The sequence below is a fragment of the Pseudomonas sp. WS 5410 genome (genome assembly GCF_012985645.1).
Taxonomy (GTDB): domain Bacteria; phylum Pseudomonadota; class Gammaproteobacteria; order Pseudomonadales; family Pseudomonadaceae; genus Aquipseudomonas; species Aquipseudomonas shahriarae.
Genome location: NZ_JAAQWS010000011.1, coordinates 188,588 through 214,347, shown reverse-complemented (window position 1 = coordinate 214,347; position 25,760 = coordinate 188,588). Strand labels below are relative to the sequence as shown.

The 25,760-nt window shown below is 63.5% G+C and carries 10 protein-coding genes; 3 read left to right on the top strand and 7 right to left on the bottom strand.

Going from position 1 to position 25,760, the window contains the following annotated elements:
* Positions 1 to 758: 758 nt before the first annotated feature.
* The 5 genes from HBO24_RS17700 to HBO24_RS17680 form a co-directional block, all read right to left on the bottom strand.
* Positions 759 to 983: an MbtH family protein gene (locus HBO24_RS17700; RefSeq protein ID WP_032862749.1), complete on the bottom strand. Its 225-nt coding sequence runs from the start codon at positions 981 to 983 to the stop codon at positions 759 to 761.
* 79 nt (positions 984 to 1,062) lie between these two features.
* Positions 1,063 to 2,475, bottom strand: coding sequence for an aspartate aminotransferase family protein (locus HBO24_RS17695; protein ID WP_170060050.1), 1,413 nt, complete (start codon positions 2,473 to 2,475; stop codon positions 1,063 to 1,065).
* 152 nt (positions 2,476 to 2,627) lie between these two features.
* A complete protein-coding gene (locus tag HBO24_RS17690; protein WP_170060049.1) occupies positions 2,628 to 3,401 on the bottom strand; it encodes an N-acetylmuramoyl-L-alanine amidase in 774 nt (257 codons plus the stop codon).
* A gap of 123 nt (positions 3,402 to 3,524) precedes the next feature.
* Positions 3,525 to 4,844, bottom strand: coding sequence for an ATP-binding protein (locus HBO24_RS17685; RefSeq protein ID WP_057960212.1), 1,320 nt, complete (start codon positions 4,842 to 4,844; stop codon positions 3,525 to 3,527).
* Positions 4,844 to 5,524 carry a response regulator transcription factor gene (locus HBO24_RS17680; RefSeq protein WP_057439143.1) on the bottom strand — a complete coding sequence of 227 codons (681 nt, stop codon included), beginning with the start codon at positions 5,522 to 5,524 and terminating at the stop codon, positions 4,844 to 4,846. The genes HBO24_RS17685 and HBO24_RS17680 overlap by 1 nt, the downstream gene beginning before the upstream one ends.
* 171 nt (positions 5,525 to 5,695) lie before the next feature.
* Here HBO24_RS17680 and dsbD point away from each other — a divergent pair, with 171 nt between their 5' ends.
* The 3 genes from dsbD to dsbG are packed head-to-tail and all read left to right on the top strand — an operon-like array spanning position 5,696 to position 9,032.
* Entirely contained in the window at positions 5,696 to 7,426 is a 1,731-nt protein-coding gene (dsbD, locus tag HBO24_RS17675; protein WP_170060048.1) for a protein-disulfide reductase DsbD, read from the top strand.
* A complete protein-coding gene (locus HBO24_RS17670) occupies positions 7,426 to 8,295 on the top strand; it encodes a TlpA disulfide reductase family protein (protein ID WP_057439144.1) in 870 nt (289 codons plus the stop codon). The genes dsbD and HBO24_RS17670 overlap by 1 nt, the downstream gene beginning before the upstream one ends.
* Positions 8,271 to 9,032, top strand: coding sequence for a thiol:disulfide interchange protein DsbG (dsbG, locus tag HBO24_RS17665; protein ID WP_057439145.1), 762 nt, complete (start codon positions 8,271 to 8,273; stop codon positions 9,030 to 9,032). The genes HBO24_RS17670 and dsbG overlap by 25 nt, the downstream gene beginning before the upstream one ends.
* Positions 9,033 to 9,161: 129 nt before the next feature.
* Here the strand turns inward: dsbG and HBO24_RS17660 are convergent, their stop codons facing one another.
* The gene (locus tag HBO24_RS17660) at positions 9,162 to 12,584 is read right to left on the bottom strand and encodes a hypothetical protein (protein ID WP_170060047.1); all 3,423 of its coding nucleotides are present in this window, start codon (positions 12,582 to 12,584) and stop codon (positions 9,162 to 9,164) included.
* Positions 12,585 to 12,761: 177 nt separating this feature from the next.
* Entirely contained in the window at positions 12,762 to 25,706 is a 12,945-nt protein-coding gene (locus tag HBO24_RS17655) for a non-ribosomal peptide synthetase (RefSeq protein ID WP_170060046.1), read from the bottom strand.
* Between the last annotated feature and the right edge of the window lie 54 nt (positions 25,707 to 25,760).

The window sequence follows — 25,760 nt, the reverse complement described above, 5'->3', positions numbered from 1 at the left end:
TAGGCTCGGCATGCCCGCAGTCAGGCATTGCTCCGTGGGCCCGCCGCGATCGGCCATCCATGGCCGTGTCGCGGCTACCCCGGCATCCATGCCGGGGTGCCCACTGCGCAATACCTGCCTGCGGCCATCGTGGTTTAACGGGGCGCCTAAGATCAAAAGCCAGATCAAAAGCCAGATCAAAAGCAGAGCAACAGCAACAGCAATGCCAAAGCCGGGGCGTGAAGCTGCATTCCCCCCTGTGGGAGCTGGCTTGTCGGATCGCCGCATCGCTGCGATGGCGGCCGAAAGAACACATCAGAGTGTCAGGTATTCATTTGTCATCGTTAACGACCATCGCAGGCAAGCCAGCTCCCACAGGTATATGCGCACGCCTCGACGATCAGGTCGGCTGTCAGGCCGCCTCGCTTTGCTTGTGATTTTGATCTTAGGCGCCCCGTTAAACCACCCTGGCCGTCATCCGATATTGATTTGGGGGGTAACCCGGCAGGACGCCGGGTTAGCCGCGCTGGGCCATGGATGGCCCATCGCGGCGGCCCCCCAAATCAATGTCGGATGACGGGCACACCGAGCCTGGGCGAGGTGCCGAGTGGTGGGGCAAAAGCCCTTTGCTTACTTTGGGGCTTTTCCAAAGTGAGCCGCCGTAAGGGCGGAACCCTAAGTGGCCATGACCGCAGCAACGGATATGTACACAAACCTAAGAATCACTAAAGAGATGTGTAGCCCATCGCAGGCAAGCCCGCTCCCACATTTGCTTGTGTTCAGCCAGCAACAACCTGCGCATCCATCTTCTGGCGCAAGCTCAGCGGGCGCATATCAGTCCAGACCTCTTCGATGTAAGCCAGGCACTCTTTCTTCATCCCGCTTTTACCCACGGTGCGCCAGCCCTCTGGCACGGCCTTGTAGTCAGGCCAGATGGAATACTGTTCTTCATGGTTGACCACCACCTGGAACAGGATGTCTTCGCGGTCAAATACTGAGGTCATTGCGGTTCTCCGTCACTCAAAGGCTGCCACGCACTGCGCGTGGCTGATGTATGTAGGAACGTATAGCGGCGCAGGAAAATTAGAGGCTGGCCACGGCCGCCGCCAAAGCCCGGCCGAAGATCTCTGCCACGCGGTCGATTTCTGCAGCGGTGATGACCAGCGGCGGCAGGAAACGCACCACGCTGCCATGGCGCCCGCCCAGCTCCAGAATCAACCCGCGCTTGAGGCACTCGCGCTGTACCAGCGGCGCCAATTGTCGATGGACCGGCGGGTGCCCCTGGACATCCGGCGTGCCGCTCGGGTTCACCAGTTCCACGCCCAGCATCAGGCCGCGCCCACGGATATCCCCCAGTTGTGGAAAGTCCCGCTGCAGGATGCGCAGATGTTCACTCAAGCGCTCACCCATGGCGGCGGCGTGGTCGGCCACGTTGTGCTCCTTGAGGTAGCGCATCACCGCCGACCCCGCCGCCATGGCCATCTGATTGCCCCGGAAGGTGCCGGCATGGGCGCCCGGCAGCCAGGTGTCGAGCCACTCGCGATAGACCACCACCGCCAGCGGCAGGCTGCCGCCAATGGCTTTGGACAACACCACCACATCCGGAACAATGCCGGCATGTTCAAAGGCAAACATCTTGCCGGTGCGCCCGAAACCGCTCTGGATCTCATCCACGATCAGCGCCACCCCGGCCTGCTCGGTAATCCGCCGCAGGCCGCGCAGCCAGTCGAGGTCGGCCGGGATCACGCCGCCCTCGCCCTGCACCACTTCGACGATCACCGCCGCCGGTAGCAATACGCCGGCCTCCGGGTCGTTGAGCAGGTTTTCCAGGTAATGCAGGTTGACCTTGACCCCCTCTGCCCCACCCAGGCCGAACGGGCACCGGTAGTCATAGGGGAAAGGCAGGAACTGCACGCCGTTGGCCAGCAAGGCACCCAATGGCTTTTTCGGCCCCAGGCTGCCCATCAGGCTCAACGCGCCCTGGCTCATGCCGTGATAACCGCCCTGGAACGACAACACCGTGCTGCGCCCCGTGGCGGTGCGTACCAACTTCAGCGCGGCTTCCACTGCATCGGTGCCGGTGGGCCCGCAAAACTGGATCTTCGCCTCCCGCGCCAGTTCCGCAGGCAGCAGGCCGAACAGATCCTGCACAAACTGATCCTTGACCGGCGTGGTCAAGTCCAGGGTATGCAGAGGCAACTCGTCCTGCAGCACCTGCTGGATCGCCTCGATCACCACCGGGTGGTTATGCCCCAGGGCCAACGTACCGGCCCCGGCCAGGCAGTCGATAAAACTGCGCCCCTCGACGTCCTCGACATAAATGCCCTTGGCCCGCTTGAGTGCCAGGGGGATACGCCGTGGGTAACTGCGGGCATTGGACTCCTGCAGGCGCTGGCGGGCCAGCAGCGGTGATTCATCGAACTGGTAAAGCGTTTCCGCCGGCGTCGGGCTGGCCGACACCTGCAAATCGTCAATGCGACTGGTAGCGACTGACATCTCTAGATCCCTCAATACGCGGATGATGGTGACCAAACTGCCAACCCGTTGACGTCTGGCCCCCAAAGGGCATGCGCACGGATTTCCTGTTCTGGAAACGCTTCAGCGGCGTGAGGATTTACACCTGGGTCGTTGAAAAAACGGCGAATGGCTCACTCGCCGGCACTGCTGTACCTTTCGTTCAACGCATAGAGAATCGCGCAGGTGTCGATATCCAGTTGCCCACGATAGTCGGAGGGCCGGAAGTGCATCTGGAACGCACGCACCCGTTGCTGGAACGCCTGGCGGTTTCGTGCCGGGGCGTAGCCGTAGCGCTGAAAGGCCCGTTCGATCTCCACCTCCTGGGGCAAGCCCATGCGAAAGCGGCGCACATAGGCGTTTTTGATCTCTTCACCGAACCAGGCGCCAATGCCCGCCTCGAACAAGCCGTGCCAGGGCAGCCGTGGACCCGGGTCACTTTTGCGCCAGAACGCCACATCCGAATGGCCGACGATATCGGTGGCGCCGATCTGCGGATGACGGGCGAAAATGTCGTGGATCAGCGCGATCAGTACCTCGATTTGCTCCGCCCCGTAGGCAGGAAAGGTAAAAACCCCGCCATCGTCGCGAGCCAGATTGACGATCTCGATGCCGATAGAGCGCGTGTTGACGTTATCGTGGCCCGCCCAATGACTGGCCCCCGCATGCCAGGCGCGCTGATGTTCATCCACCAGTTGAAATACCCGCAACTCGTCGTAGCCGGCGTCTCGATAACCCGCCTCGAGGGGGTCGGGCAGCAGGTAATGGGCACTGACACCCTGCTGCGTCAGGGTGCGCAAGGAAGAGGCGAAGGGCGCGGCGGTGTAATGCACCACCAACTGGCGCACGGCTTCGCCATTGCGTTGATTAAAATCCTGGGCGGGATAAGTGGAGTCGATGACCAACATAGGCGCTGTCCTTTTCAATACAGGCTGAGTCATTCAGCCGGCAAACCTGCAAACACAAAAATTAACGCCATCCTGAAGCGCCGGGCCTGAGGATGGCGGTAGTTATGTGGGTGCAAGGAAAGATCAGCGTCGCAGCGGCATCCCCAGGTCGACCCGCAGGCCGTCGGGCTGGCTGTCGAAGGCCAGGGAACAGGAACAGCGCTGGACAATCGCCTGCACGATGGCCAGGCCCAGGCCACAACCACCGCTGTTGCCATTGCGCCAGAAACGTTGAGTCAGATGTTGCAAGTCTTCGCTGGAGATCGGCGCGCCATGGTCGCGCACGCGGAACACCACCTGATTGCCCTGGGTAAACACACTCAGTTCCACCCGCGTATCGGCCGGGGTATGGCTCAGGGCGTTATCCAGCAGGTTACGCAAGGCGGCAACCGCCAGGCCCACGGGCATTTCCACCGGATTATCGGGCAGGTTGTCCGGCAAGATCAGGTCGATGCGCCGGTTGTCGCCGGCGTTGGCGTCCTGGATCGCCAGACGCGCCACCTGCTCGGCGCTGGACTGCAAGCCGTCATCAAACGACAGGCTGCCCTCGACCCGCGCCAGCAACAGCAATTGCTCAAGGGTGCGATGCAGGCGGTCGGCGCCCTCCTCGGCATGGGCCAGGGATTGGTCGCGGGCCGCGCCGTCGGTCATGCGTGCCACTTGCAGGTGGGTCTTGATCGCCGTAAGGGGGCTGCGCAGTTCGTGGGCGGCATCGCCCGTCAGCCGGCGCTCGCGCTCAATGGCCTTGGCGATGCGCTGCAACAGCTGGTTCTGAGTGTCGAGCAACGGCTTGAGCTCGCTGGGCAACGGGTGAATCTGCAAGGGCTCGAGGGAGTCGGCGCTGCGGCGCATCAAGGCATCGCGCATACGGTTGAGCGGCACCAGGCTCTGGCCGATCCCCAGCCACAACAGGCACAGGCAGCCCAGCAGGGCCACGCCCACCGGCACCGAGGCCGCCAGCAGGATCGACATATTCAGCGCCTCGCGCTCCACCTGGCGGTCAGCGGTGGTGATAAACAAATCGCCCCGGGCCAGGGTAAAGCTGCGCCAGGCGGCGCCGTCGATGATCTGGTCGCGAAAGCCACTCTGCCGGGATTCCAGGCCCTGATCCGGGGTGGTATGGCTGCGCGCGAGGACTTCGCCACGCAGCGAACTGACCTGGCACGCCATGCCCCCCGGCACATTCAATTGCTCGGCGCCAAAGCGTTTGCCCTCGCCCACACTGGCCAGGCCGGGCATCTGCTCCATCAGCCCGGCCACCATGCGCGCCGACGCCACCAGCCGCTGATCCAGGGAAAACATCATCTGGTTACGCAGGTCGTTGAGCATCCAGGTCGCTGCCAGCACCCAGATCAGCACAAAAGCGGCGCCCAGCTTGAACGTCAGGCGCAGACGCAGGCTCATCACGAAGCGTCCTCTCCACCGTCCGCCGGGCCCAGGCGGTAGCCCAGGCCACGCACGGTCTCGACAATGCCATTGCCCAATTTGCGGCGCAGGTGGTGGATATGCACGTTGAGGGCGTTGCTTTCCAACTCGTCGTTAAAGCCGTAGACGCTGTCTTTGAGCTGCTCGCTGGACAGCACCCGGCCACGGTTGTGCAGCAGTGCCTGCAACAACGCCTGTTCACGGCGGGACAAGTCCACCGATTGGCCGCCCAACAGGGTTTCCCGGCTGCTGGGGTTGTAGGTCAGCCGGCCATGCTCGATCAGGTTGACGCTACGCCCGGCCACCCGGCGCAGCAGGGTTTGCAGGCGGGCCGCCAGTTCACGCAAGTCGAAGGGCTTGAGCAGGTAATCGTCGGCGCCGGCCTGCAGGCCGTCGACCCGGTTGGTCACCGAATCCCGCGCGGTGAGGATCAGCACCGGAATCTCCAGGCCTGCACTGCGCTGTTGTTGCAGCAGTTTCAGGCCGTCTTCATCCGGCAGGCCGAGGTCGAGCACCATGATGTCGAACTCCGCCGCCTTGAGCATCGCCCGCGCGGCTGCGGCCGTGGCTACGCGCTCGACCGTAAAGCCCTGGGCGCCGAGACCGGCAACGATGCCACTGGCAATCAGGTCATCGTCTTCACAGACCAGTACGTGCATGCTGAACCCTTTGCAAAAATGCTGATTTAAAGGAGGGCGGATTAAGCGCGCATTATGCCGGCAAAAGAGGCGCGCTTCGAAAATCCCTACACTCTAGAATAGCCCGGTTAATCATCGGTTAATCAGCACCCCACATTGTGTGCCCCACTTGCATCGAACTAAGGCTTGACCATGCGGCATCTGTTTATCTTCCTGTTGGTGTTGTTCACCGGATTGGCCCAGGCCGCGCCTGGCAACAATCCGTTCGAGACCAAGGCCGAGTTCCTCCCGGTAGGCAAGGCCTTCACCTTTACCTCCGAGCGCCTGGCTTCCGGTGAAACCCAGCTGTATTGGCAGATTGCCGACGGTTATTACCTGTACCAGCAACGCATGAAGTTCGAAGGCCTGGCCGAACAACCCGTGCTGCCCCAGGGCGAAGCCCATAGCGACGAGTTCTTCGGCGAGCAACAGGTGTACCGCCAGGGCCTGGAAGTGAAGCTTCCGGCCGGTGCCACCGGCAAGGTCAAGCTGGGCTGGCAGGGCTGTGCCGATGCCGGCCTGTGCTACCCACCGCAATCGCTCACCGTGGACCTGGGTGGCAACCCCGCCGTGGCCACCACCGCCGAGGCTCAGGATGAAAGCCTGGCCAGTGGCCTGCAGCAACGCAGCCTGGGCTGGAGCCTGTTGGTGTTCTTCGGCCTGGGCCTATTGCTGGCGTTTGCCCCGTGTTCGCTGCCGATGCTGCCAATCCTTGCTGGCCTGGTGGTGGGCAGCGGTGCCAGCCCACGCCGTGGTTTTGCCCTGGCCAGCAGTTATGTGGTGTGCATGGCCCTGGTGTATGCCGCCCTCGGCGTGCTGGCCGCGCTGGCCGGCAGCAACCTCGCCGCGCTGCTGCAAACCCCGTGGATCCTCGGCAGTTTCGCCGGGTTGTTTGTGATCCTCGCCCTGCCGATGTTCGGTTTCTTTGAACTGCAACTGCCGGCCTTCCTGCGCGATCGCCTGGACAACGCCAGCCGCCAGCAAAACGGCGGCAGCCTGATCGGCGCCGGGGTGCTCGGCGCCTTGTCCGGTCTGCTGGTGGGCCCGTGCATGACCGCGCCCCTGGCCGGCGCCCTGCTGTATATCGCGCAAAGCGGCAATGCCCTGCACGGCGGCCTGATCCTGTTTGCCATGGGCATCGGTATCGGCGTGCCCTTGCTATTGCTGGTGACCGTGGGCAATCGCTTCCTGCCCAAGCCGGGCACCTGGATGAACGTGCTGAAGGGCGTGTTTGGCTTCCTGTTCCTCGCGACCGCCGTGTTGATGATTCGCCCGGTCGTCGACGAAAGCCTGTGGCTCGGCCTGTGGGGTGTACTGGCGCTGGTCATGGCCTACTGCGGCTGGAGCCTGGCCCGTGAGTACGGGCTGATCGCCAAGGCACTGGGTGCCGGCTCTCTGGCCCTGGGGCTGTGGGGCGCGATCCTGGTGATCGGCGCCGCCGGTGGCAGCGACGACCTGTGGCAGCCTCTCAAGGTCTTCGGTGGCTCGACGGTGGCCGGCGCGCCGACTGCCCATGACAGCTTTATCACCCTCAACGACCCGGTAGCCCTGCAAGCCCAGCTCGACAGCGCCAAGGCCCAGGGCCAATGGGTGCTGCTGGACTACTACGCCGACTGGTGTGTGTCGTGCAAAATCATGGAAAAACAGGTGTTCGGCAAACCCGAAGTGATGGACGCCCTGAAGGACGTACGCCTGCTGCGCCTGGACGTCACCGCCGACAACGCCGCCAGCCGTGAGCTGCTCGGTCGCTACAAAGTCCCTGGCCCACCGAGCTTCGTCTGGATCGGCCCCGACGGTGCAGAGCGCCGCGCCCAACGCATCACCGGCGAAGTGGATGCCGCAGCCTTCCTGCAACGCTGGACCCAGACCCGGGAAGCACTCTGATGCTGACCTTGACCATCGGCACCTTTGCCATTGCCTTGAACCATCTGCTGCTGATCAGTGCGCTGATCCTCGCCACAGTCGTGGGCTGGCGCGTGGCCAAGCGGGGCGGCGAGAACCCCGAATCGGTGCTGTTCAGCCTGTTCCTGCTGGGCATGCTCAGTGCGCGTATCGGCTTTGTCTTGATGTACTGGTCGTACTACCGCGACGACCCGTTGCAGATCGTCGACCTGCGCGACGGCGGTTTCCTGGCCTGGCCTGGGGTGATCGTGCTGATCATCGCCGCCCTACTGTGGAGCTGGCGCCGCCCGGCCCTGCGCAAACCGCTTAGCGCCGGTGTGGTCAGCGGCCTGGCCTTCTGGGCACTGGCCAGTTTCTCGTTGAACATCTACGAAAAAGGTACGCGCCTGCCGGACATCGCCCTGCGCAATGCCGATGGCGAAACCGTGCAACTGGCTGACTACCAGGGCGGCCCGCTGGTGATCAACCTCTGGGCCACCTGGTGCCCGCCCTGCCGGCGGGAAATGCCGGTGCTGGAAAACGCCCAGAAGCAGCGGCCGGACGTGACCTTCCTGTTCGTCAACCAGGCCGAAAGCATGCAAAGCGTCAGCACCTACCTGGCTACTCAGGGCCTGAACCTGGACAACGTGCTGTTCGACGCCAGTGGCCGCCTGGGCCAGGCCGTGGGGTCCATGGCCCTGCCGACCACCCTCTTCTATCAAGCCGATGGCCGGCTGATCAACAGCCACCTGGGCGAACTGTCCCAGGCCAGCCTGGCCCGCGCCATGGAATATTTCGACCCCACGGACAAGACTGCCGCCAAGACGGCCCCTGCAAGGAAACCCTTATGCCCCGCCTCCGCCACCTGCTAACCCTGCTGCCCCTGACCCTGGCTGCCAGCCTCGTCCACGCCGAAGAATGGCCGGCGCCGATCAAACAGATCGAAGCCAAGGGCGCCAAGATCATCGGCAGCTTCGACGCGCCGGGCGGGCTCAAGGGCTATGCCGCGCAATACCAGAACCGCGGCATGGCGCTGTACCTGACCGCCGACGGCCAACACGTGATCGCCGGCAATCTGTATGACGCCAAGGGCAATGACCTGAGCACCGCGCCCCTGGAAAAACTGGTCTACGCCCCAATGGCCAAGGAAATCTGGGCCAAGATGGAACAGAGCAGCTGGATCCAGGACGGCGATAAAAACGCGCCGCGCACCGTCTACCTGTTCAGCGACCCTAACTGCCCGTACTGCAACATGTTCTGGGAACAGGCACGGCCCTGGGTCAAGGCGGGTAAGGTACAGTTGCGCCACATCATGGTCGGGATTATTCGCGAAGACAGCCCGGGCAAATCGGCGGCGCTGCTGGCAAGCAAGGACACAGCCCAGGCCCTGGAAGAACATGAGTCTGCCGGCAAAGCCAGCAAGCTCAAGGCCCTGACCAAGATTCCGGCCCAGATCCAGGCCAAGCTCGATGCCAATATGAAGTTGATGGAAGAGCTGGAGTTGTCGGCCACGCCGGCGATTTTCTATCTGGATGACAAGGGCCAGTTGCAGCAACAGCAGGGGGCGCCGTCACCGGATAAGTTGGGGAAAATCCTCGGGCCCAAGTGACTCGGATTAACCACACGCCACTAACAAGAATGCCCGCACAAAGCGGGCATTCTTGTATCTCGTTGGTCCAATACCTAACGGCCGACCCCGAGCGTTTGCTCACCCCTTTTCTGCAGGGCGGGCATTAGCTCAATGACGATAAGTCTCGCCACCATGCCAGATGGTTAGCGAATCAATCGCTCCATGCACCAGACACAAAACGTCAATACGGACTATTTTTGCTCCGTTTTCAGCCTCGAAATCGACCCAGGTCCTAGTCGCTGCCTCACGTGTCCCAAGTAGCTGATTATTTTCACCAAAGAACCTGAACGTCGCGATATCGGTGCCGGTATTTGCATAACCGAATCTCACCCGTGCGCATCTGAACTTAAACTTCAGACGTGATAGCTGCATTGTATTAGCGCTACCGCAGCGCACTGCCAATGCCTTGCCCTCAATCATTCCCGGCACCAGTTCTCCGGCAGTTCTGACTGGATGAAGCCCAATTCCAGGGGGAGATGAGGCTGGTAATTCAAAATCCAATAAGCGCGTGTTGATGATAGTCCCTGCCCCCAGATACTCCTGGCTCGGATAACTCTCAAAATCATCAAAATCGGTTAAGAAATTGGCCCGGATAATCAGCTCCAGAATCGGAAACGCCAGCGCTTCACTTTCATGGGTACTGCCATCGGCGGTCACCTTACAGGTAAACATCAGGCGGCTGAGGTCCTTCAAGAGCTCAAGTTCGAAACGCTGTAACGCCTTTTTCAAACCTGTACTCGCTTCACCTGCTGTCACCCCCTGACCCAAGTAAACGTTGATCGTATAAGGGTTGCCATTCTTTTGGGTACCGACGCCCCGCAACCATACTTTCTGGTCCGGCAAGATAAACCACCAGGGTTCAACGGTGATATCCGCGTTCCCATTAAAGGTGCGTAAGTCCAGAATATTGTTGGTTGCCTGCGGCACCATCGGCACCGGCAAATGTATCGGATCGCTGATTTGCAGATCGAGGTCCGGGGAAGTCGCCACTTTGCACAGGCTGGTAACGGTGTAGTTGATCTTCACCGTCTTGCCAATCCCACGAATCACCGCCTCCCGGGGGATATGGAAATCCACATAATCCGGGTCATTGCTGCCAGGCTTCGAGGCCAGCGGCAGGCAGGTACCGTCTGCGCGTTTCCAGCACACGCTGATTGCATGGCCGGGGCTGATCAGGTCATAGGCCACTCGCACCGTCACGCCATCGCGGCCGTTGTATACCGTGAGCTGCGAGCCTACCGCTTCGCGCACCGTGGGCGCTTCGAGTACCAGGTCCTCCTGGGCAATTTCGAGGGTCAGCGATGCAAATTCCTTGGCGCTGGCCTTGTCGGACTCGCCATTGAAGTTCACCGCGAAATGCACTTCAAAGGCACTGCAATCCGCCAGTTTTTGCAGTTCGTTGCGCGCCAGTGCCGCGGTGACGCCACCGGCCAGCCATTCCTCGGTTACCGCCTGACCTTCCAGCACCTCAAAACGGTAGGGGCTGCCATCCTCCAACTCACCCGTCACCCACAGCCAGCAAGGTTGGCCCAGGGCCAGATAGAACCAGGTAGCCACCATCGCCGTGGCATCGCCCCCAAAGGTATTAAGGTCCAACGTGCTGCCCGTGGCCTGTTCCACCGCAGGCGCGGGCAGGCCGCTGAGATCCAGGACCTGCACCTCTTTCACCGGCGACTCCCAGGAGCCACCGCAGGCACGCGACACATTGTAAGAAACCGATATTTTCTGACACAGGTTGGCGCTGATCGCAGAGGCCGGAATCGGGAACACCATGTTTCGCTCATCTACACCGACAGTACGACACTCCAGCGCCGGCGAACCGAGCCCTGGTGTGCCGGTAAACGTCGGGCACACCCAATCCCCCGGACACATATGCCCGTACGCTACCTGAAGATGCGCGCCCTCCACCGTGTTCACCGGGTTGAGTAGCCAGCCGTCGGCGCCGCAGTCTACGGACTCGACGAGATGGGGGGCCGTCAACTCCAAGTGGGGCTCGGTGAGCAGATTCACCAGCAGTGAAGGAAAAGACCTGTAGACCGGCCTTGAATCCTTACGCGGAAGAAACTCGACACTAAAGAGAACATACAACTGGCTGTCATGTTTGAGCGCCGCCAGTTGGGCCCGAGACAAGGTTCTGGTCCAACCGCTACGCACGTCTTCTTCAGTAATCGGCGCCTCATCAAAAGGGAGCAGCCGGGCTTTCGAGCCATCCGGGTAAACACCACCGATAAACAACTGAATAACCTGGCTGGTGCCGATAAACGGCCAAGGCGCGACATGAACAGTCACCGGATCATCACAGCACATCCCTCCAAGGTCCAGGGTGTTGAACGGCATTTCGAAAATCTGCGGCTGGGGCAGGTTGGCCGGCAGTGGGATCCTGACCACACCTTCAGGCGACGTGTACGGCTCCCCATCCCGGGTCACGGTATAGGAGAAATGCGCGAAGTTATCCAGGCGCATGCCCACGTATTCCGGCGGCACATGGAAGTCGATGCACCCCTCCTCTACGCCATACTGCGGTGCAATCGGCGCGCAATCACCGAAGGTGGATTCCCAGCACAGGGCAATATGGTCGGTGCTCTGCATATCCTCGTAACAAACACGTACCGTGGCCCCCTCCAACAACTTGAGGGGATCAACCTGGCCCTGGCCTTGCGCCTCGACCAATATCGGGGCTTGCAAATGCAGGGAGGTATCGACAAACAACAGCGCCGTGTTGCGAGGATGAAACTCGTGGGCGTTTTCGGGCAGTCGGGTTTCGTAGATCGGATCGACCGGTACCGGCGGCTTGGGATCGGTGCCATCAAAGATCACGGCGATATGAAGGGTCAGTGCCGAATAGTCTTCCCGTCGCGCCATCCAGCCCCGTGACAGCTTGAACTCAAAGACATGATCGTCATGGGCTTCGGTCTCCATGACCACATGGTCCCGCGCCACCCAGCTAAACGCGAACGGCGGCTTGTGCTGATCACCGGCCACATTGATAAACAGGCGCTGCCCGGCCTGAATCATCGGCCAGGCGTTAAGGCGGATGGTCTCATCGCCCCTGAATGTCTTCATATCCAGTTGCCAGGTGCTATGGACATACTGGGCATGCTCAAACTTCGGCAGCGACTCCTTGAGGTCCGCCTCCCTGATCTGCTGGACCTCCAACTCCAGCACCAGCGATTCCTTCAACTGGCCTGCCACCCGCGCGGTGTGCCAGACCAAAACCGTATGCCCAATGCTGGTGCTGACCGATTGCCAGGGAACCGGAATATCAATACTGCCGCTGGTACTGCCCGGTTGCACAACAGGTTCAAACACCGGCTCGTCCTGGCCCTTGATCGCCCAGTACAAGGTAATGGGCCCCGTGCCCATCCCCGTAAAAGCGACGGTCGCGACAGTGCCGTTTTTCGCCTTGATGGGGTCCAGGGTGTTGTTATTGAGGGCGTAGCGAATCTGCGGATAGGGCAATTCGACAGCAACCTCGGCAGGTGCCTGGGTAGCCGCCAACGGCGGGCTTTGGGGGGTGGTTTTTTTGACCATGATGCGACCTCCTGTCTGGGAAAGATAACCAGCAAGCCTGCTGGGCAGGCCCAAATCTGCAGTTATCTAGCCCCGGAAACAGGAGGTTTGCCTACTGTCAGAATTGACAGTAGGCACCCCAAAAATGTGCAAAACCGACCAATGGCGTGCCGCCTGTATGGCGGCCCGTTCGCCGACTCAAAGCCCCTCCAGCTCCGCCATCAAATCGCTCAGGCGGTCCACCGTGCCGGCACTGATGTCACTGGCGGCCAAGCCCTCGATGTACGTCGCCAACTCCGCCACCGTGCTGCATTCGAACATCGCCCGCAGCGGCACATCCCGTTGCAGGCTCTTTTGCACCCGCGAGGCGATTTGCGTGGCCAGCAACGAATGCCCGCCCAGCTCGAAGAAGTTATCCAGCACGCCCACCTGCTCGACCTTCAGCACCTCGGCCCAGATTGTGGCCAGGGTCTGCTCCAGCTCGCTGCGCGGCGCCAGGTAATCCTGGCTGTGCAACTGACCGATCTCCAGAGCCGGCAAGGCCTTGCGGTCGAGCTTGCCGTTGGCATTCAACGGCAGGCGCTCCAGCCACAGCCAGTGCAACGGCACCATGTACTCCGGCAGTTCGCTGCGCAGGCGCTGCTTGATGCGGTCCAGGCGTTCGCCAGGGTTAAGGCTGGCATCGCTCGCCACCAGGTAACCCACCAAGTGCTTGCCATTCACGCCCTCCTGCACACCCACCGCCGCGTCGCGCACCTCGGGCTGCTCGTGCAGGCGCGCCTCGATTTCACCGAGTTCGATGCGGTAGCCGCGAATTTTCACCTGATGGTCGATGCGCCCGACGTACTCCAGCACCCCATCGCTGCGCCGCCGCGCCAGGTCGCCGGTGCGATACAGGCGTTCTCCCGGCGCACCAAATGGATCCGCCACAAACACTTGCGCGGTACGCAGCGGATCGCTGACGTACCCGCGCCCTACCCCGGTGCCCGCCACACACAACTCACCCACCGCCCCTTGCGGCACCAGCTCCAGCGCGCCGTCGAGCAGGTACAAACGGTTGTTGTCGGTCGGCGTGCCGATCGGCAGGTAGGTGCCACGGGTCGAGGCCAGGTCGACGCAAAAGAACGCCACGTCATCCGAGCATTCCGCCGGGCCATAGGCGTTGACCAGGCCGATATCCGGGTAACGCAGCAGCCATTGGTGCGCCAACTCTGGCGGCATGGCCTCCCCCGTCGGCAGCATCCAGCGCAGGCCCTGCAGGCTGATGCGCTCCTGGGCAAGCATGCCCTGGATCAGCGATGGCACGCTTTCCAGCACCGTGATGCCCTGGGCCTGGACATGGGCCAGCAGGCCCTGCGGATCATGGGCAATGGTGTTGGGCACAATGTCCACCCGTGCGCCAAACAACGGCGCGGCGAGGAATTGCCACACCGAAATATCGAAGCTTTGCGACGCGGTCTGGGCGATCACATCCTGCTCGCTCAACTGCAGGTACGGCACCTTGCTCAACTGGTTATTGAGCATGCCGCGCTGCTCGACCATCACGCCCTTGGGCAGCCCGGTGGACCCGGAGGTGTAGATCACATAGGCGAGGTTGTCCGGGGCACTGTAGATCCCCGGATTGCTATCCGCGCCCGCCAACTCCTCCCACACCAGCAGCTTCGGCCGCGCGCCGCAGGCAAAGTCTTCGAGCAACACCTGCGCCTGTTCAAGGCAGGCTGCCGTGCACACCAGCAGCGGCGTGCGGCTCAGGTCGATGATCCGGCTCAGGCGCTGGGCCGGCAGGCCGGGATCCAGCGGCAAATAACCGGCACCGGCCTTGAAGCTGCCGATGATCATGCCCAGCAGTTCCAGGCCGCGCTCGGCCAGCAGCGCCACCGGCTGATCCAGGCCGACACCCGCCGCGACCAGGGCATGGCCCAGGCGGTTGCTGTGCTGGTTCAGCTCGGCATAGCTCCATTGCCGGTCAAGGCAACTGGCGGCAATGCGCTGCCCATGCTGCGCCACCTGCGCTTCAAACAGTTCAACGTAGCTGCTTTGCAGCGGGTAGTCGTGGGCGCTCTGGTTGCAAGCGTGCACCAGGAACTCACGCTCCTGCTCGCCAATCAGCGGCAGGTCGGCCATATCGCCATGGAAGCCCTGCACCAGCGCCAGCAGCAGGCGCTTGAACTCAGCAAGCATGCCCTGCACGGTGCTTTCATCGAAATAACGCTGGTCGTAGGACAGGTGCAGGCCCAGGTCATCCCCCGGGTAACACACCGCCGTCAGCGGGAAGTTGGTGTGGGTACGGCCCGAGTCCGAGGTGGCGTTCAGGCTTTGCGCACGGTCCAGCACCGAGACTTCCACCGGAGCGTTTTCAAATACAAACAGGCTGTCGAACAGCGGCTGGCCCTTGGGCAGTTCGCTGTGTTCCTGGATTGTCACCAGCGGCAGGTATTCGTACTCGCGCAGCTGCATATTGCTGTCGAGCAAGGCGCTCAACCAGTGGCGCACGCTGCACGGCTGATCGTCCTCGGGCAACTTGACCCGCAGGGCGATGCTGTTGATAAACAGGCCGACCGTGCGCTGCATGTGCGGCATGTCCACCGGGCGCCCGGCCACCGTGACGCCGAACAACACGTCACGCTCGCCGCTCAAGCGCCGCAGCACCAAGGCCCACGCCGCCTGGGCGAAGGTATTGACGGTCAGTTGATGAGCCTGGGCCAGCTCGCGCAATTGCGCACCGTCACGGGCATCCAGACGGGTATAGCAATCCCCCACCACCATGCCGCCACTGTGGCCGGCGTGTTCACGCAGGAATGGCCGGTCGCTGGGGATCGGCGTGGTGCGCTCAAACCCTTGCAGGTTCTGCTGCCACCACTGCCGCGCCTCCGCCAGGTTCTGACGTTGCAGCCAGGCGATGTAATCGCGATAGCGTGGCGGCGCGGCCAGTTGTGCTTCTCGACCTTCACCCAAGGCGGTGTAGATATCGAAAAAATCATTCATCAACAACGAACGGCACCAGGCATCAATCAGGATGTGGTGGTTGCTCATCATGAACCAGTAGCGGGCCTCGCCGACGCGGATCAGGCGCAGGTGGAACGGCGCCTGATTGAGCAGATCGAAACCCGCCTCGCGCTCGCTTTTGAGCAGCGCTTGCAGGCGCGGTTCCTGTTGCTCGGCCGGGGTGCCGGTCCAGTCCAGGTATTCGATCGGCGTGCTGCCGGGCTTGTGGATCACCTGCAACATCGCTTCGCCGACGTTCCAGCAGAACGACGCACGCAAGGCTTCATGCCGGGCGATCACGGCTTTCCAGGCCAGGGCAAAGCGCTCGGGGTTGAGCTCGCTGTTGATGCGGTAGCGGTCCTGCATGTAATAGAGGCCGGTGCCCGGCTCCAGCAGGGTATGCAACAGCAGGCCTTCCTGCATGGGCGTCAGCGGATACACATCCTCGATGGCGCTGGCCGGCACCGGCAACGCGTCCAGTTGCACCTGGGTCAGGTGCGCCAGGGGGAAGTCGGACGGCGTCAGGCCGCCGGCATCATCGCGCAGGCAATGGGCGATCAGGCTCTGCAACTCGCCCAGGTAGGCCTCGGCCAGCTCGCTGATGGTCTGGTGGTCGTGGCGCTCGCGGCTGAAGGTCCAGCGCAGCAGCAGTTCGCCGCCGTACACCTGGCTGTCCACACTCAAGGCGTTGGGCAGTGGCGCATCCGGGTCATGGGCCGGGCCGGCAGACACGTCCAGCGGGTGGAACAGCGCCTGGCTGTCGAAGCTCTGGTCGAACTGCCCGAGGTAGTTGAAGGTAATCGAGGCGTTCGGCAACGCCGCCATGGCCTGGCGACAGGTACTGTCGGCCAGGTAGCGCAGCACGCCATAGCCCAAGCCTTTGTGCGGCACCGCGCGCAGTTGCTCCTTGATCGCCTTGATCGACGCGCCCTGGCCGCTGGCCTCCTCGATATCCAACGGGGTCAGGCGCAGCGGGTAAGCGCTGGTGAACCAACCGACACTGCGGGTCAGGTCGATCTCATCAAACAGGCTTTCGCGGCCGTGGCCTTCCAGCTGGATCAGGGTCGATGCGTGGCCGCTCCAACGGCACAGCACGCGGGCCAGTGCAGTCAGCAACAGGTCGTTGACCTGGGTGCGGTAGGCGCTCGGTGCCTGTTGCAGCAACTGCCGGGTGCGCTCGGCATCCAGGCGCACACTGACAGTCTCGGCGTCGCGGTTGCGCAGGCTGCCGTCCGCCCGGTCCACCGGCAGTTTAACCGGCGGGCCAGCCAACTGTTGCTGCCACAGGCTCAGTTCTTCACGCAGGGATTCGCTACTGGCATAGGCCTGCAAACGCGCGGCCCAGTCGCGCAAGGCGCTGGTCTTGGCGGGCAGGCTGACGGCCTGGCCGTCGCTCAATTGGCGATAGACGTTTTGCAGGTCTTCGAGCAATACGCGCCAGGACACGCCATCCACCACCAGGTGATGGATCGCGATCAGCAAGCGTTGCTGGCCAAGCGGCCCGTCCACCAGCAAGGCGCGCAGCAGCGGGCCGTGCTCCAGGTCGAGGCTGCGCTGGGCATCGGCGAACAGCGCCTCGCACTGCGCCATATCCGCCACCTGGGCCAACCACAACACGCCGCCTTCCGGCACGGCCAGATGCTCGGCGTGCCATTGCGCGTCGCGCTGGGTGAAGCTCAGGCGCAAGGCGTCGTGGTGTTCCAGTACGGCCAGCAGCGCCTGTTCCAGGCGGTGCGGGTCCAGGGCCTGCACCGGCGCCAGCACCAATGCCTGGTTCCAGTGCTGACGCGCCGGGATTTCGCTGTCGAAGAACCAATGCTGGATCGGCGTCAGGCCCGAGGGGCCGGTCAACAGCCCTTGCTCGGCAGTGACCTGCTCACTGCACGTGGCCACTGCGGCCAGGGCCTGCACGGTCTGGTGCTGGAACAGGTCGCGGGGGCTGAAGTGAATCCCCGCCTGCCGCGCCCGGCTGACCACCTGGATCGACAGGATCGAGTCGCCACCCAGCTCGAAGAAGTTATCGTGCAGCCCGACCTGCTGCACATTGAGCACCGCACACCAGATCGCGGCCAGGCTCAGTTCCAGCGCATTGCTCGGCGCCACGTACTGCTGCCGATTGGCCTCGGGGTCCGGTTGCGGCAAGGCGCGGCGGTCGAGCTTGCCGTTGGCGGTCAGCGGCATGCTGTCGAGCACCATCAGGTGCGCCGGCACCATGTAGTCCGGCAGCTGCGCCTTGAGGTGGGTCTTGAGTGCCTCGCGCAAGGCGGCGTGATCGCGGGCATCGCTGACCAGGTACGCCGCCAGTTGCTTGCCACTCGGCGCATCCAGGGCCAGGACCACCGCCTCACGGACCGCCTCGTGCTCAAGCAGGCGGGTTTCGATCTCGCCCAGTTCGATGCGGAAACCACGGATTTTCACCTGATGGTCGATCCGCCCCAGGTACTCCACCAGGCCATCGGCACGCTGGCGCACCAGGTCGCCGGTACGATAGAGCCGCCCGCCATCGGCATACGGGTCGGCCACAAAACGTTCGGCGGTCATGCCCGCACGCTGGTGATAACCCTGGGCCAGGCCGGCGCCGCCCACGTACAGCTCGCCAGTCGCACCTTGGGGCACCAGCGCCAGGTCGGCATCCAGAATATAGGCGACCCGCGCGCCGATGATGCTGCCGATCGGCACGCTGCCGGCGCCCTCCTCCAACACCTCAGGGGCCAGGCTGGCCAGGGGCATGACCACCGTTTCGGTCGGCCCATAAGCATTGAAGAATAGCGCCGGCTGGAACGCCGCGCGGATGCGCTGCAGGTGCTCGCCAGTCAGCGCCTCGCCGCCGGTGATGCACATGCGCACCGGCAGGGTCTGGTTTTGCGTGGCCAGCCATTGCGCCAACTGGCTGCCATAGCTAGGGGTGAAGCCGAGGATATTGATCCGATGCTCACGGATCAGCCCGCAAATTTCTTCGGCATCCCATTGCCCCTGGGCGCGCAACACCACCTGCGCACCACTGAGCAGCGGCACCAGCAGGCGCTCGGTGGCGGCGTCGAAATTGATCGAATAGAAGTGCAGCTCGCAATCGTCGGGGCGCATGCCAAAGCGCTCGATCACCGCCTGGCAATGCATGGCGATTTCACCGTGGGACACCACCACGCCCTTGGGCTTGCCGGTGGAGCCGGAGGTGTAGATCAGGTACGCCTGATGCTGCGCCAGGCTGATCGCCGGCAGGTCACTGGCCGGGTAGTTGGCGAGCACCGGCAAGTCATCTTCCAGGCACCAGCAACTGACGCTGGCGGGTAACTCACCAAGGGCGTCGAACATCGCCGCATCGCTGAGCAACAGGCCGATGCCGCTGTCTTCGATCATGTAGTGCAGACGGTCCAGCGGGTATTCCGGGTCCAACGGCACATAGGCGCCACCGGCCTTGAGGATCGCCAGCAGGCCGATGACCATTTCCAGTGAGCGTGGCAGCGCCAGGCCGACCCGCACCTGTGGGCCCACCCCACGCTCGCGCAGCATCCAGGCCAGGCGGTTGGCGCGGCTGTCCAGCTCGCGGTAACTCAGGGTTTGCCCGGCGAAGGTCAGCGCGGGCGCATCCGCACGGGCCTGCACCTGGGCGCTGAACAGCGAATGGATGCACTGGTCGAGACGGTGCTCGCCGGCCTCGATACCGAGGCCGTCTTGCAGGGCGCGTTGCTCATGCGCCTGGAGCATCGCCAACTCGCTCAAGCGCTGTTGCGGATCGGCGATCAGCGCCTCCAGCAGGTTGCGCCAATGGGCGGCCATGCGCGCAATGCGCGGCTCGTCGAACAAGTCGGTGCTGTAGGTCAGGCAGCAACCCAGGCGATGATCGAGGTCGGTGACTTCCAGGTTGAGGTCGAACTTGGTGGCACGCGCATCGTTGGCCAGGTACTCGACGGTCATCCCGGCCAGTTGCCGGCTTTGCTGGAATTCCCAGCGCTGCACGTTGCACATCACCTGGAACAGCGGGTTATACGCAGCACTGCGCGGCGGCTGCAGGGCTTCCACCAAGTGGTCGAACGGCAGGTCCTGATGGGACTGGCCTTCGATTACGGTGTGACGCACGTGCTCAAACAGCTCAGCAACGCGCATCTGCCCGTCGAGCTGGCAACGCAGCACCTGGGTGTTGAGGAACGCGCCGATCAGCCCTTCGCTTTCCGGACGGATGCGGTTGGCCACCGGCGCACCGATGCGCAGGTCGGTCTGGCCGCTGTAGCGGTAGAGCAGCGTCGCCAGGGTTGCAGTCATGGTCATGAACAGGGTCAGGCCATGTTCGGCATTGAAGGCGCGCACCTTGGCGGCGAGTTCATCGCCAAGGTCAAAACGGTACAGCTCGCCCTGATGACTTTGCACCGCCGGGCGTGGCCGGTCGCTGGGCAGTTCCAGCAGCGGATGCTCGTTGCCCAGTTGCGTGGTCCAGTAGTCGAGCTGGCGCTGGCGTTCACCGGCCTCCAGCCATCGGCGCTGCCACACGCTGTAGTCCAGGTACTGCACCGGCAACGGTTCCAGGGGTGATTCGCGCTCGTCGATAAAGGCTTCGTACAGCGCGCTGAGTTCACGGGCAAAGATGTCCATGGCCCAGCCTTCGGTGACGATGTGGTGCAGGGTCAGCACCAGGTAGTGTTCCTGCTCGCCGGCCTTGACCAGACAGGCGCGCAGCAACGGTCCGGTTTCCAGGTTGAACGGGCGGTGGGCTTCCTGGTCGGCCAATTGCTGCACGCGCAGTTGGCGCTCGGCTTCGGTAAACGCCGAGAAATCCTGCCAGTTCATGCGCACGCTGCTTTGCGCGGCGACGTTCTGCCGGGCCACACCATCGACACTCGGGAAGGTGGTGCGCAGGGTTTCGTGGCGCATGATCAAGGCTTGCAACGCCGCCTCGAAACGCCCCACATCCAGCACCCCGCGCAAGCGCGCCATGCCGCCGACGTTATAGGCCGGGCTGTCCGGCTCCATTTGCCAGAGGAACCACATGCGCTGCTGGGAATAGGACAACGGCACTGGCTGGCGACGATCCACCTTGCCGATCGCGCTCTGTTGGTTGCGTTGGCCGCTGGCCTGGATCAGGCGCACCTGTTCGGCAAACGCCCCCAGCTCACTGGTTTCGAACAAGGTACGCAGGGGCAGCTCCACATCACAGGCCTGGCGTGTGCGGGAGATGATTTGCGTGGCCAGCAGTGAATGGCCGCCAAGGGCGAAGAAATCGTCGCGCAGGCCGACACGCGGCAGGCCCAGCACTGTGCGCCAGATCGCGGCGATCTGCTGTTCCAGGGCGGTGTGCGGCTCGACATGCTCACGCACCTGCCACACCGGCTCCGGCAAGGCGCGGCGGTCGACTTTGCCGCTGGGGCTCAGGGGCATGACGTCGAGGCGGATCAGTTGCGCCGGCACCATGTACTCCGGCAACTCGGCGGCCAGTGCGGCTTTCACGTCCAGCTCATCCAGCTCGCCGCTGGCCGTGTAGTAACCGATCAACTGCGCACCGCCGGCGGTCTCGCGAATCAACACCAGCGCCTGGGCGATGCCCTCCTGGGCCAGCAGCCGCGCCTGGATTTCTTCCGGCTCGACCCGAAACCCGCGCAGCTTGACCTGCTGATCCAGGCGCCCGAGGTACTCCAGCACGCCATCAGCCGTCCAGCGCACGCGGTCGCCGGTGCGGTACAAACGGGCGCCCGCCGCGCCCAGTGGGTCGGCAACAAAACGTTCGGCGGTCAGCCCGGCACGCCCCAGATAACCACGGGCCAGGCCAATCCCGCCGATGCACAGCTCACCCGGCACCCCTGCGGGCAGCAGGTTGAACTGCTCGTCCAGCACCCGGCAAAGCACGTTGCCCAATGGGCGGCCGATTGGCGAGCGCTCGCCGTCGGTGCGCTGACAGTGCCAATGGGTGACGTTGATTGCCGTTTCGGTCGGGCCATAACGGTTGTGCAACTGCACCGCTGGCAATTGCGTGAGGAGCCGATTGCGCAACTCGGCGGGCAAGGCTTCGCCCCCGGAAAACACCCGGCGCAGGCTGGTGCATTCGGCCGCCAGCGGTTCATCGACAAACAGCTGCAGTAGCGGCGGCACAAAATGCAGGGTGGTCACGCCATGCTCCTGCACCAACTGTGCAATGCGATGGGGGTCGCGATGCTCGCCGGGGCCGGCCAGTACCAGGCGGCAACCGCTGATCAGTGGCCAGAAACACTCCCACACCGACACGTCAAAACTGATCGGTGCCTTTTGCATCAGCACATCGCTTTCATCCAGCTGGTAAGTGGCCTGCATCCACTGCAAGCGCTCGGCCAGGGCGCCATGGGTATTACCCACGCCCTTGGGCTGGCCGGTGGAGCCGGAGGTGTAAATCACATAGGCGAGGTTGTCGGCATTCAAGTGCAGGCCCGGCGCCTGGGTCGGCCAGGTGTCAAGCTTGAGGCTGTCCATGGCGATCACCGAAACGCCCTCGGCCACCGGCAGCTGTTGCAGCAGAGGGGTCTGGGTCAGCAACAATTGCACGCCGCTGTCGGCCAGCATGTAGGCCAGGCGGTCGGCGGGGTAGTCCGGGTCCAGTGGCACATAGGCGCCGCCGGACTTGAGGATCGCCAGTAAGCCGATCAGCAGTTGCGGCGAGCGCTCGGCGGCAATCGCCACGCACACGTCCGGGCCGACGCCTTTGTCGCGCAGGTAATGGGCCAGGCGGTTGGCCTGGGTGTGCAGTTGGCCGAAGGTCAGGCTGGCGTCCTGCCAGACCACGGCGGTGCGCTCGTCGCTGTGTTGGTTGAGTTGTTCCGGCACCAGGCGCTGCGCCGGGGCGCACGGGGCCTCGCTCCAGTTGCGTTGCTCGGTGTGCTCGGCGGCCTGCAGCAGCACAAGGTCGCCCACCGCTTGGTGCGGTTGCGCACAGGCCGCTTGCAACAGGTTGATCAAATGCGTGGCCAGGCGCGCGATGGTGCTGGCGTCGAACAGCTCGTCAGCGTAGTCGAATGACAGGCTCAGGCGCCCGTTGCGGTCTTCTTCGCTGTGCAGTTGCAGGTCGAACTTGGCTTCGCGGCTGTGCCACGGCAGCTCTTCGGCCAGCAGGCCCGGCAGGCGGCGCAAGGCACTCAGGTCACGCTGCTGGTGGTTGAACATGACCTGGAACAGGCCTTGTTCCCGGGCTTGGGGGAAGGCTTCCAGCAGCTGTTCGAAGGGTAAGTCCTGATGGGCCTGGGCCTCGGTGGCGGCCAGGCGCGTCGCCGCCAGCAGCTCGCTGAAGGGCAGGCGCGCATCCACTTCGGCGCGCATCACCAGGGTATTGATAAAGAAGCCGATCAGGCCCTGGGTTTCGTGGCGCCCACGGTTGGCGTTGGGCACACCGATGCGGATATCGCGCTGGCCGCTGTAGCGGTACAGCAGGCTCTGGAACGCCGCCAGCAACAGCATGAACGGCGTGGCCTGGTGCGCTTGGGCGGTCTGGCGGATCGCTTCGCCCAGGCTGGCATCCAGGCGCACGCTGTAGCGTGAAGCGCTGCGCCGTTGCTGGGCCGAGCGCGGGTGGTCGGTGGCCAGGCTCAAGATGGGATGTTCGTCACCCAGTTGCTGCTGCCAGTAGGCCAACTGGCGCTGGCCCTCGCCTGCGGCCAGCCATTGGCGCTGCCAACTGCCGTAGTCGGCGTACTGCACAGCCAGGGCCGGCAACTCGAGGCGCTGGCCCTGGGACGCAGCAGCGTAGAGGCGCGAGAACTCGTCGAGCAATACAGTCAGCGACCAGCCATCGGCGATGATGTGGTGCAGGGTCACCAGCAACTGGTGATCTTCATCGTCCAGGCGCAACAGCGTGACCCACAACAACGGGCCTTGCTCCAGATCGAACTGGGCGCGTGCCTCATCCTCGCGGATCTGCGCGGCGCGGGTTTCACGCTCGGCCAGCGGCAGGTCGCGCAGGTCGATGACTTGCACGGCAAACTCACGCTGCGCATCCACGCGTTGGTAGCCCTGGCCGTCGCGTTCATAGAACCGCGTACGCAGCGCTTCGTGGCGCTGGATCAGTTGCGCAAAGCTTGCGTGCAGCGCGTCTTCATCCAGCTCGCCGCGCAGGCGCAGGGCACCGGGGATGGTGTAGGCGCTGCTCTGCGGGTCCAGTTGCCAGGTGATCCACAGGCGGTTTTGCGCCAGGGATTGCGGCATATCCTGCTGGCGTGACAAGGCGCTGATTGCGCCCTGGGCCACGCCCCCGTCCGCCTGCAATTGGCCGACACTGACGGCGAAATCGGCCAGCACCGGCGCCTCGAACAGCAGGCGCAGATTGAGTTCCAGGCCCAGGGTTTCGCGCAGGCGGGCAACCACTTGGGTGGCGCTGATGGAGTTGCCGCCGAGCAAGAAGAAGTGATCATCGCCAGCCACTTGCGCCACCTGCAACTGTTCGCACCAGATCGCGGCGATCTGCTGTTGCAGGTCTGACGCCAGTGCCCCATCGCCCGCCTGCGCGCGCTGATCGGGGAACTGCGCGTAGCTGTCGAGGCTGCCATCGGCCAGGCGGGTGCGGCAGGCCGAACGCTGGACCTTGCCACTGGAGGTTTTCGGCAACGCGCCGGGGTTGAGCAGCACCACCACGCAGGGCGCTTCTTGATAGGCCTCGGCCACTGCCTGGCGAATGGCTTTGATCAGGGCTTCCGGCGGCAGGATCTTCTGCACGCTGCGGCTGATTTCTGCGGCGATGCCGATGCCTTCCAGGCCCTGGTCATTCACCGCAAATGCCGCGACACGCCCCTTGCGCACCACTTCCACTTCGCGTTCGACGGTTTGCTCGATGTCCTGCGGGTACAGGTTGTGCCCGCGCACGATCAGCAGGTCTTTCAGGCGCCCGGTGATAAACACCTCGCCGTCGCGGATAAAGCCCAGGTCACCGGTGCGCAACCAGGTGCGACCGGCGTGCTGTACAAACGTCTCGGCGGTGGCTTCGGGGTTGCGCCAGTAGCCGTGGGCAATGCTCGGGCCGGTGGCCCAGATTTCGCCGACGCAGTTGTCGTCCAGCTCGGCGAGAGTCTGCGGCTCGACGATCAGCACCGCGTGCTCGGGCTGGCTCGTGCCACAGCTCATGATCGCAGTGCCCTGCCCTGGTTCGGCACGGTTGGCGGCCAGCGCCTGTTCGTCCAGGCGCAACGCCGGGATGCCCTGGCCACGGGTGCCGCCGGCGACAAACAGGGTCGCTTCAGCCAAGCCATAGGAGGCGAAGAAGTTGTTCGGGGTAAAACCGCACGGGGCGAACTTCTCGGCGAAGCGCTCCAGGGTGTCGAGGCGGATCGGCTCGGAACCGGAATAGGCCACGCGCCAATGGCTCAGGTCCAGGCGCTCAAGGGCCGAGTCGCTGACCCGCTCGCTGCACAGGCGGTAGGCGAAGTCCGGGCCACCGCTGATGGTTCCGCGGTATTGGCTGATCGCTTCCAGCCAGCGCAACGGGCGGCCAAGGAAGTACGCCGGCGACATCAACACGCAGGGCACGCCGCTGAAGATCGGTTGCAACAGGCCGCCGATCAAACCCATGTCGTGGTACAGCGGCAGCCAGCTGACAATCACGTCATCGGGGTTGAGGTCGATGCCAAAGCCGCGACGGATCAGCAATTCGTTAGCCACCAGGTTGCCGTGGCTGACTTGCACACCTTTGGGCAAGGCGGTGGAGCCGGAGGTGTATTGCAGGAAGGCGATATCGTCGTCCTGCAGGTTTGGCGCGACCCAGCCGGCGGCGATTTCGCTGTGCAGTTCATCCACGCAGAGCAAGGGCGGCGCTTGCTCGATCTGCCCCAGGGCGTCGCGCAAACCACTGCTGGTCAGCAACAGCTTGGGCTCGGCATCGGCGATGATCGACAGCAACCGCTCCTGGTGATGCCGGCGAGTGGACTCCGGCGGATAGGCCGGCACCGCGATCACCCCCGCGTACAAGCAGCCAAAGAACGCCGCGACATAATCCGGGCCGCTGGGGAACAGCAGCACCGCACGCTCACCCAGCCCGGCCGAGGCCTGCAAGGCGGCAGCGATGGTGCGGGCGCGCAGGTCCAGGTCACGGTAGCTGAGCACCACGGTCTCGGCAGCAGACTCAGCCAGAAAGCGCAGGGCCACCTGGTCCGGGGTCTGCGCGGCACGGCGCTGGAGAGACTGGACCAGGGTGCGGGGAAGTTCGAAGGCGTCCATCATGAGGGGTTCCTGCCTGAAATCGGCTTACGGGGAAATCGGGGATAGAGGGCATGG

Coding starts and splice junctions, on each gene's coding strand:
- HBO24_RS17685 (WP_057960212.1), bottom strand. CDS start 4,844: ATGAGCCTGCGTCTGCGCCTGACGTTCAAGCTGGGCGCCGCTTTTGTG.
- dsbG (WP_057439145.1), top strand. CDS start 8,271: ATGCCCCGCCTCCGCCACCTGCTAACCCTGCTGCCCCTGACCCTGGCT.
- HBO24_RS17690 (WP_170060049.1), bottom strand. CDS start 3,401: ATGTTGGTCATCGACTCCACTTATCCCGCCCAGGATTTTAATCAACGC.
- HBO24_RS17655 (WP_170060046.1), bottom strand. CDS start 25,706: ATGATGGACGCCTTCGAACTTCCCCGCACCCTGGTCCAGTCTCTCCAG.
- HBO24_RS17680 (WP_057439143.1), bottom strand. CDS start 5,524: ATGCACGTACTGGTCTGTGAAGACGATGACCTGATTGCCAGTGGCATC.
- HBO24_RS17670 (WP_057439144.1), top strand. CDS start 7,426: ATGCTGACCTTGACCATCGGCACCTTTGCCATTGCCTTGAACCATCTG.
- dsbD (WP_170060048.1), top strand. CDS start 5,696: ATGCGGCATCTGTTTATCTTCCTGTTGGTGTTGTTCACCGGATTGGCC.
- HBO24_RS17700 (WP_032862749.1), bottom strand. CDS start 983: ATGACCTCAGTATTTGACCGCGAAGACATCCTGTTCCAGGTGGTGGTC.
- HBO24_RS17660 (WP_170060047.1), bottom strand. CDS start 12,584: ATGGTCAAAAAAACCACCCCCCAAAGCCCGCCGTTGGCGGCTACCCAG.
- HBO24_RS17695 (WP_170060050.1), bottom strand. CDS start 2,475: ATGTCAGTCGCTACCAGTCGCATTGACGATTTGCAGGTGTCGGCCAGC.